9 protein-coding genes are annotated in these 8,604 nt (G+C 36.6%); all 9 read left to right on the top strand.

The genetic code is table 11. The annotated features are described in order from the left end of the window. The coding region (locus Q0198_RS10345; RefSeq protein WP_297897855.1) for a hypothetical protein at window positions 1-1,769 on the top strand (1,769 nt) is incomplete at its 5' end. Next, window positions 1,762-2,127 carry a GtrA family protein gene (locus Q0198_RS10340; protein ID WP_297897852.1) on the top strand — a complete coding sequence of 122 codons (366 nt, stop codon included), beginning with the start codon at window positions 1,762-1,764 and terminating at the stop codon, window positions 2,125-2,127. The genes Q0198_RS10345 and Q0198_RS10340, both read left to right, overlap by 8 nt. A 1-nt stretch (window position 2,128) precedes the next feature. Beyond that, window positions 2,129-3,061, top strand: a complete 933-nt coding sequence (locus Q0198_RS10335; protein WP_297897849.1) for a glycosyltransferase family 2 protein — start codon at window positions 2,129-2,131, stop codon at window positions 3,059-3,061. An 11-nt stretch (window positions 3,062-3,072) separates the two neighbouring features. Continuing rightward, on the top strand, window positions 3,073-3,846 hold the full coding sequence (gene rfbF, locus Q0198_RS10330) for a glucose-1-phosphate cytidylyltransferase (protein ID WP_297897826.1): 774 nt from the start codon (window positions 3,073-3,075) through the stop codon (window positions 3,844-3,846). Between the two features lie 11 nt (window positions 3,847-3,857). Next, window positions 3,858-4,931 carry a CDP-glucose 4,6-dehydratase gene (gene rfbG / locus Q0198_RS10325; protein ID WP_297897858.1) on the top strand — a complete coding sequence of 358 codons (1,074 nt, stop codon included), beginning with the start codon at window positions 3,858-3,860 and terminating at the stop codon, window positions 4,929-4,931. Continuing rightward, window positions 4,928-6,721: a thiamine pyrophosphate-binding protein gene (locus Q0198_RS10320; protein ID WP_297897823.1), complete on the top strand. Its 1,794-nt coding sequence runs from the start codon at window positions 4,928-4,930 to the stop codon at window positions 6,719-6,721. The genes rfbG and Q0198_RS10320 overlap by 4 nt, the downstream gene beginning before the upstream one ends. 1 nt (window position 6,722) lies before the next feature. Beyond that, window positions 6,723-7,403, top strand: coding sequence for a hypothetical protein (locus Q0198_RS10315; protein WP_297897821.1), 681 nt, complete (start codon window positions 6,723-6,725; stop codon window positions 7,401-7,403). Then, complete coding sequence (locus Q0198_RS10310; RefSeq protein WP_297897818.1) at window positions 7,400-8,188, top strand: aldolase/citrate lyase family protein; 789 nt, start codon at window positions 7,400-7,402, stop codon at window positions 8,186-8,188. The genes Q0198_RS10315 and Q0198_RS10310 overlap by 4 nt, the downstream gene beginning before the upstream one ends. Further along, window positions 8,185-8,604 (top strand): NAD-dependent epimerase/dehydratase family protein (locus Q0198_RS10305; protein WP_297897814.1); only part of this gene is annotated, 420 nt, incomplete at its 3' end. The genes Q0198_RS10310 and Q0198_RS10305, both read left to right, overlap by 4 nt.

Raw genomic sequence — 8,604 nt, 5'->3', positions numbered from 1 at the left:
TAATCTTGCTTTATGCTGTTTTGAGGGAGTTTTTTTCAAAACCGGCTAGTGCTATAGGAGCCACTTTTGCTAGTTTTTTATGGTTTAGTATGGAGACATATATACCGAAGGATTATCATACCTACGTCTTCATCATAGAATTTTCTACTTTATTATTTCTAGTAAAATCCATAAAGAATGAGAATTCTAAAAAAGGTACCATATATCAAATACTTGGAATTTTATTTTTAGTCCTGCTTTTTTTCATAAAGCAAAATGTGGGATTGGTTCTTTTTGCAAGTCTTTTTGTATCTTATGCTTTTATATCTAGTAGCGTAAAAGATTATTTTAAAAGAATAGGATTTTTACTATTCTTTACTGCTATATTCTTTTCATTCATAAATTTTATAATGCCTTTCGATCCTTCATCGATAACCGATAATGATTCAAAGGGAAGCTTATGGACTGTAGCGACTAGATTTATTTTTGAACCAGAGCTTAGTCGGATATTAACAATAAGCGTGTTGGAATTTTTTATAATACTAATTCTTACATATTTTGGAAAAAATATTGTATATCTATATGATGTATTGGTAGGACAAATTGCAGCAAGAACAACTATCTTATTTCGATTTACTATCGTAGCTATTGGACTGACTGTGCTTACTTATATTGTTTTATTTCATAATACTGTTATATTATATATTATTAAATATATCTCTTATATTAGCTTTTCCATAGCTATGATTTTGTATATCATGTTTGCTGCTATGTTCTATAAAAACAGTAGTATTTTTGGATCAAAAATTTACATTTTCATTACTTTTTGTGCTGCTGCTATAGTTTATAGTAATACTTTCACTACTATCGCCTTAAATATGAATAGCATTCTTTTGTGTGCAGGGTTGGCATTCAGCTTTTTATTAAATCAAAATTTGCGCAAAATAGCCAGGATTTTACTGATCTATTGGATACTTGTAATGGTATCTTTCATAATATACGTAAAATTTTTAATACCATATAATTGGCTTGAAAATTATCAAGGTAGTGTATTCGAGGCTAAATCCGAGACCTCATATATTCCTTTAAAAAATATTTATATGAATCAGAAATTATCTTATATTTTTGACTATATTCATGATTATGTACCTAAAAATACAGTATCTGACAAAGATTTTTACTTTTTTAACTTACCGATAATGTATCTTTTAAATGATAAAATTCCACCATATCACTTAGTAACACAATGGTTTGATGTAACTCCAACAAAACTGATTAAACAAGAATATATTAATTTTACAAATAGACCAACCAAGAACATCGTTTTATATCAATATTATAAAAAAGCGTTTGATATAAATAAAAGACTTTTGAGAAAAGATGATTTTATTCAAGAGGATTTTTATAAAATAATGAATAAATGGGTAAAAGAGGGTAGATATAAATTTATAAACTCCTTTGTTGTACCTAATAGCTTGATGTTTAATAATGCATCTAAAAATTTAAATATTCAAACAGATGTAATAATTCAAAATAGTAACTTTTTTGATCAAAGTTATGAAAGGTTCTATTTATGGCTACAGGATAGCGGCGTAAATCTCATACAAATCACTAGAGACGGAGTCGTTTTGCAAGATATTAATAATACAATTAGGAATTCGGATATAGTAACCTTGAATGGTAATGTAGCCAATATAATGGAAATTTTACCTCAACTTGGGGTTGAGCCGATTGATAAGGCAAATTTTAATACTATAAATATTTATAGACGAAATGATAGCTATGATTAAACGACAAGCCGTCAAGTTTCTCCTCGTCGGTATTCTAAATACTGCCTTTGGGTATGGGCTATTCGCTCTTTTTATCTATTTGGGTCTATATTATCCTCTTGCCGTATTGTTTTCTACGATACTAGGCGTATTGTTTAACTTTAAAACTATAGGCAAGCTGGTATTTGGTAGCAGTGATAACGGTCTGATATTTAGATTTATACTAGTTTACATCATTACTTATTTTTTAAATATATTCTTTTTATGGCTTTTTAAGCGGCTTGGATTTGAAAATATGTATCTAAACGGCTTTGTGCTTTTGATCCCGCTGGCTGCGGTATCATTTTTGTTAAATAAATTTTTCGTCTTTAGGAGATGATATGAAAAAGATCAGTATAGTTACCGCCTGCTTTAACGAGGAGGAGAATGTAGAGGAGGTATATTCGCGCGTAAAAAAGGTTATGAGCGGATTTCCCAAATATGCCTACGAGCACATATTTATCGATAACGCCTCGACTGATAAGACGGTTGAAATTTTAAAACGCCTTGCAAAGGATGATAAAAATTTAAAAATCATCGTAAATTCTAGAAATTTCGGTCATATAAAATCTCCTACCTATGCGCTTTTGGGCGCAGACGGAGATGCGGTGATCTCTATCGTAGCCGATCTGCAAGATCCGCCCGAGATGATCGCACAGTTCATAGAAAAATGGCAAGAGGGCAACGACTTGGTTTTGGCGATTAAGCGCGACAGCGAGGAGCGCGGCGTGATGTTTAAAATCAGAGAGTGTTATTACGAGCTCTTATCAAAACTATCTGAGATCGAAATTTTTAAGAATTTTACCGGCTTTGGACTTTTTGATAAAAAGGTCATCGCGGCTCTTAGACAGATGCATGATCCGTATCCGTTTTTTCGAGGAATGCTCGCGGAAGCTGGTTATAAGGTAGCCAAAATTCCTTACGATCAGCCTATAAGAATTCGAGGAGTTACTAAAAATAACTTTTATACGCTTTATGATATGGGGATACTCGGTATAATCTGCAATTCCAAAGTACCACTTCGGCTCGCAACCTTTATAGGTATGATAACGGGCATTTTAAGTATAATAGTAGGACTTGTGTATTTTATACTTAAGCTAATTTATTGGGACGAGATGAGCGTGGGCATCGCGCCTCTTATCATACTTTTTTCATTCGTTTCATCTGGAATTTTGTTTTTTATAGGTATAATAGGTGAATATATCGGGGCAATTTATACACAAGTGTTAAATCGCCCATTGGTATTTGAAAAAGAAAGAATAAATTTTGATTAAAGGGAGCTTTAATGAAAGTTTTAATACTAGCAGGAGGTTTCGGTACTAGGCTTGCCGAAGAGACGAGCATTAGGCCAAAGCCAATGGTAGAGATCGGCGAAAAACCGATTTTATGGCATATTATGAAAATTTATAGTTTGTACGGATTTAACGAATTTGTCATTCTGCTTGGCTATAAAGGCTACTATATCAAAGAATATTTTGCCAATTATTTTTTGCATCAAAGCGATATGACTATAGATTTGAAAAATGGCAAAATGGAAGTTTTGAGCAATTTTAGCGAGCCTTGGAGCGTTACGCTGTTAAATACCGGGCTAAACACTATGACTGGCGGTCGTATTAAGCGGGCTCAGAGCATAGTGGGAGACGAGCCGTTTTTGCTTACTTATGGAGATGGTGTTAGTGATATAGATATCCATGAGCTTGTGAAATTTCATAAATCTCACGGCAAATCGCTTACGATGACTTCCGTTCAACCGGAAGGTCGCTTTGGAGCGCTAAATATAGATGACGAAAGTCGCGTGCATGAGTTTAAGGAAAAACCAAAAGGAGATGGCAATTGGATCAATGCGGGTTTCTTTGTATGCGAGCCTAAGGTTTTTGACTATATTACGAATGGAGATGCGACGATATTCGAGCAAGAGCCGCTTATGAATTTGGCTCACGACGGCGAAATTTTAGCGTATAAACACAGCGGATTTTGGAAGCCGATGGATACGCTTAGAGATAAGCTTGAGTTAAACAAAATTTGGGATAGCGGCAACGCTCCGTGGAAAAAGTGGTAGCAATGCAAGATATGCAGGATCTATACTCCGGAATTTATAAGGGCAAAACAGTTTTGCTTACCGGGCATACCGGTTTTAAGGGCTCATGGCTTAGTCTATGGCTGCAGCGCTTGGGCGCGAAAGTGATAGGGTATTCGCTTCCGGCGCCTACAGAGCCAAATCATATAGGACTTTTAAATTTAAATATCGTCCAAGTAATCGCCGACATACGAGATCTTGCTAAATTAAACGAAACCTTTGCGACTTATAAACCAGACATCGTATTTCACTTTGCCGCTCAGGCGCTCGTACGCCCATCTTATGCCGACCCTATCACAACCTACGAAACCAATGTCATCGGCACATTAAAAGTCCTTGAAGCTTGCAGAAAAGCAGGCGTTCGCGCGATCGTAAATATCACAAGTGACAAGGCTTATGAAAATAAAGAATGGGTTTGGGGATATCGCGAGAGCGATCCTATGGGCGGATATGATCCATATAGTTCGTCGAAAGGCTGCGCGGATCTTCTGGCTAATTCATATCGAAACTCCTTTTTTAATGAAAAAGATTACGGCACAAAGCATCAAACGCTGCTTGCTACGTGTCGCGCAGGTAATGTCATAGGCGGTGGAGACTGGGCGCAAGACAGATTGATTTGCGATGTTATGCGCGCAGCAGCTAAAAATGAAGCGGTAACGATCCGCAATCCGCATGCGACACGCCCTTGGCAGCACGTGCTTGAGCCGCTTGGCGGATATTTGCTCGTGGGGCAAAAGTTGCTTGAAGGGCGAAAGGAATTCGGCGGTGCGTGGAATTTCGGTCCTAGCGATGATGGCGCGATTAGGGTGCTTGATGTACTAAAAAGCGCCAAGCGATATTGGGATAAGATAGAATTTCAAATCAATTCCGACATAAACCAGCCTCATGAGGCAAATTTATTGAAGCTTGATTGCTCTAAAGCACATGCGCTGCTTGGCTGGAAGCCCGTTTGGGATAGCGAAACGGCATTTGAAAAAACTGTAAAATGGTATAAAAATTTCTACGAAAACGGCACAATCGATACCGAGCAAAATTTAAACGACTACGTAAAAGAGATGATGCGATGATAAAAGTTAGCGATTTTATAGCAAAATTTATAGCCGAACACGAAGATACCGCAAAGACCGTATTTATGGTCTCGGGTGGCGGCAATATGCACCTGATAGATTCGCTTGGTAAAAATGAAAATTTAGAGTATGTCTGCAACCATCACGAACAAGCCTGCGCGATAGCCGCGGAGGGCTATGCCCGCGTCTCAAACAAGATCGGCATCGCCTATGTTACCACGGGCCCTGGCGGAACGAACGCGATTACCGGCGTTTACGGCGCTTGGGTGGATTCAATCCCTACGATGATTATATCGGGACAGGTGAAATTCCAAACCACCATCGCTTCGCAGCCTGAGCTAAATTTGCGTCAGCTCGGCGATCAAGAGGTCAATATCATTGACATCGTAAAACCTATCACAAAATACGCCGTAATGATAACGGATAAAAATAGCATAAAATTTCATCTGCAAAAAGCTATTTATGAGGCTAAGCACGGCAGACCCGGACCCGTATGGCTGGATGTGCCGCTAGACATACAAGGCGCGATGGTGGACGAAGCAGATCTGATAGAATTTGAAATCCCCGAAGCGCCGAAGTTTGACACAAAAATCCCGCAGGTTCTAGATGCATTAAAGGTTGCGAAGCGTCCCATAATTATTGCCGGTAACGGAGTGAGGTTAGCCAATGCAAAAGATGATTTTAGAGCCTTGATTGACGAGTTAAAAATCCCTGTTTTGACTGCTATTTCAGGAGTTGATTTAATAGAGACTTCAAATAAGTATTTTTTTGGTAGACCGGGAATTTTAGGTGAGAGGGCCGGAAATTTTGTAATTCAAAATAGCGATTTGGTAATAGTATTAGGTACAAGATTAAATCTTAGAATTTTGAGCTTTAATTGGGAATTTTTTGCGCGAGAAGCCAAAAAAATTATGATTGATATAGATGAAAACGAACTTAATAAAAAAACTTTTATTCCGGATATAAAAATTAAATCCGATGCAAAGGTTTTTATAAACGATCTTAGAGAAAAAACTAGAGATTTAAATCTGGAAATTAGAGACTGGCTTAAATATTGTAATAGAATAAAAATGAAATATCCTGTTTTTGATAAGTCCGTATTGAAAGAGAAGAATTATGTCAGTTCATATTATTTTCCAAGATTACTTTCGGAAAAATTACCAAAAAATTCTCTCTTGCTTACCGGCAATGGAATAGCATATACATCAACATTTCAGAGCTATCCGGTACGAGCAGGTGATAGGCTTTTTGCAAATGTCGGATGTGCTTCTATGGGCTATGATTTGCCGGCACTAATTGGTGCATGCGTAGCAAATAATAAAAGACAAACTATATGCTTAACCGGTGATGGAAGCATTCAGATGAATATCCAGGAATTGCAAACTATTATCCATTATCGGCTTCCCGTTAAAATTTTTATGTATAACAATAACGGATACCTTTCTATCCGCATAACTCAGCACAATTATTTCAATAACAATTTTGTCGGCGAAAGTCCTATGAGCGGTGTAAGTATTCCAGATATGAAGGCGCTTGCTAAAATTTATGGCTTTAAAGTATTTCAAATTAAAAATAACGATGATGCCAATGCAAAAATAGATGAAATTTTATCATGCGAGGGACCGGTGTTTTGCGAAGTAATACTGCCGCCGAATGAAGCCATAGAACCAAAAGTTGCATCTATGAAGCTCCGGGATGGGACTATGATATCAAAACCGCTAGAAGATCTGGCTCCATTTTTACCTCGTGATGAATTTTATAAAAATATGATAGTAAAGCCTTTGGATTGATATGAGATTTTTATTTTTGGACTTTGACGGAGTTCTTTTTGATACAGCATCCGAAGCCTATGAAGTTTGTAGATCTACGCCAAGCTTTTCAAGTCAAAAATTTGGTAAAAACCAATATACGGAATTTTTTAAATTTAGGCCCCTTGTGGGCCCTGCATGGAATTATTATTTCGTTATGAGAGCTATAGCCGATAACGATAAAGAGCTTTTGGCTTTTGATTATAACGACGAAGCAAAAAAATTTGAAAAAGATTTTTTTCAGACGCGTGAAAAATTAAAAGTAAATAACTATGAAGGCTGGTTGGCTTTAAATAGGCCATATCCGTTTTTATCAGAGCTATCAAGCATGAAGCTTAATTGGCAAATATTTATTGTAACTACTAAAGATAGTAAAACTGTATTGGATTTAGCCAAAAGATTCAATATTCAATTTATAGATAACGATAATATATTAGGAGCAGATATATTTGCTAAATTTAATTCAAAAGCCAATATAATAAATTCAATCTTAAAAGATGACGATAGGGGGATTTTTATAGATGATTCGGAGATACATTTAAAAAAATGTGAGCACATAAAAGGACTTAAGTTATTGCAGCCTGATTGGGGATATGTAGAGAGGAATAGTAAGTATATGGGTGATATTAAAATGATATTAAGCGTATTGGAGGAAGAGGTATGAATATAAATGAATTTGAGATGATAGACGTACTTAAAAGGCTTAAAAACGAATATGGCGTATTTGAGTTAAAGGCCGAGTTTGAAGCCGAGGGAAGTCGTATGGAGGAGATGATGCGTTTGCGAGATATTGCCAATCGAGCAGAATTGCCTATCATTTTAAAAATCGGCGGAGCCGAAGCGGTTACTGATATTTATAACGGTATAATTTTAGGCGTAGAAGGGCTTATCGCGCCTATGGTAGAGACTCCATATGCCGTTTATAAATATCTAGGAGTTATAGAAAATTTAATAAATCCAGACAACCGAGATTATATAGATTTTGCTATAAATATCGAGACAAAAACCGCAGTAGAAAATATAGATGAAATTTTAAAATTAGAAAAAATTTCTCTACTAAGAAGCATTACATTCGGTAGAAGCGATTTTGCGCAGTCATGCGGTTTGGCTAAAAAAAATGTAGATAATGAGAAAATTTTAAATGCCGTTCAGCGAGTATCTCGCGCCGTAAAAGCGAAAGGTTTAAAATTTGCAATAGGCGGAAATATTACGGCTAAATCTATTGATTTTATCAAGACCCTAAAAGCAGAAAATTTAATAGACAAATATGAAACCCGCAAAGTAGTTTTTGCTATAGACTCTATTAATGCCAATCCGCGCGAAGGAATCAATACGGCACTAAAATTTGAACTGTTGTGGCTAAAGTCAAAAAGAAGATTTTATGCAAGGATAAAAGCTGAGGATGAACAGCGTATAGAAGATTTAGAAAAAAGGCTAAGTAGCAGATGAATCTTTTCATCACGGGCGGTAGTGGTTTTATCGGCTCACATCTAAAAAAGCGTCTTGCGCTAAATGAAAATTTAAACGTTTTCGCTCCAAAAAGTAGCGAGCTAAATTTGACTGACGAAAGCGCAGTTGACGATTTTGTCTGTGCGCATAAAATCGATGCTATCGTTCATCTAGCCAATCGTGGCGGCGGTCGTGATACGCTGGATATGACAAATGTGACTGAGTATAATTTGCGGATTTTTTTCAATATTGCTAAGCAAAAAAATAAGGTTGCAAAGATCATATCGTTTGGAAGCGGTGCAGAATACGGCAAACACAAGCCGATAATAAATGCTCGCGAGGATGATTATAAAAAGGCGCTTCCGCTTGACGAATACGGTTTTTACAAGGCTATTACATCGCATTATATTGAGGAT

Origin of the sequence: uncultured Campylobacter sp. (assembly GCF_938045205.1) — a bacterium.
In the GTDB taxonomy this organism is placed as follows: domain Bacteria; phylum Campylobacterota; class Campylobacteria; order Campylobacterales; family Campylobacteraceae; genus Campylobacter_B.
Note: the sequence above shows the minus strand (reverse complement) of the source record. Positions and strands in the feature narration are given on the sequence as shown.

What these genes read in the sequence shown, in the direction of transcription:
- Q0198_RS10340 (WP_297897852.1), top strand. Translation starts at nt 1,762, where the DNA reads ATGATTAAACGACAAGCCGTCAAGTTTCTCCTCGTCGGTATTCTAAAT.
- Q0198_RS10335 (WP_297897849.1), top strand. Translation starts at nt 2,129, where the DNA reads ATGAAAAAGATCAGTATAGTTACCGCCTGCTTTAACGAGGAGGAGAAT.
- rfbF (WP_297897826.1), top strand. Translation starts at nt 3,073, where the DNA reads ATGAAAGTTTTAATACTAGCAGGAGGTTTCGGTACTAGGCTTGCCGAA.
- rfbG (WP_297897858.1), top strand. Translation starts at nt 3,858, where the DNA reads ATGCAGGATCTATACTCCGGAATTTATAAGGGCAAAACAGTTTTGCTT.
- Q0198_RS10320 (WP_297897823.1), top strand. Translation starts at nt 4,928, where the DNA reads ATGATAAAAGTTAGCGATTTTATAGCAAAATTTATAGCCGAACACGAA.
- Q0198_RS10315 (WP_297897821.1), top strand. Translation starts at nt 6,723, where the DNA reads ATGAGATTTTTATTTTTGGACTTTGACGGAGTTCTTTTTGATACAGCA.
- Q0198_RS10310 (WP_297897818.1), top strand. Translation starts at nt 7,400, where the DNA reads ATGAATATAAATGAATTTGAGATGATAGACGTACTTAAAAGGCTTAAA.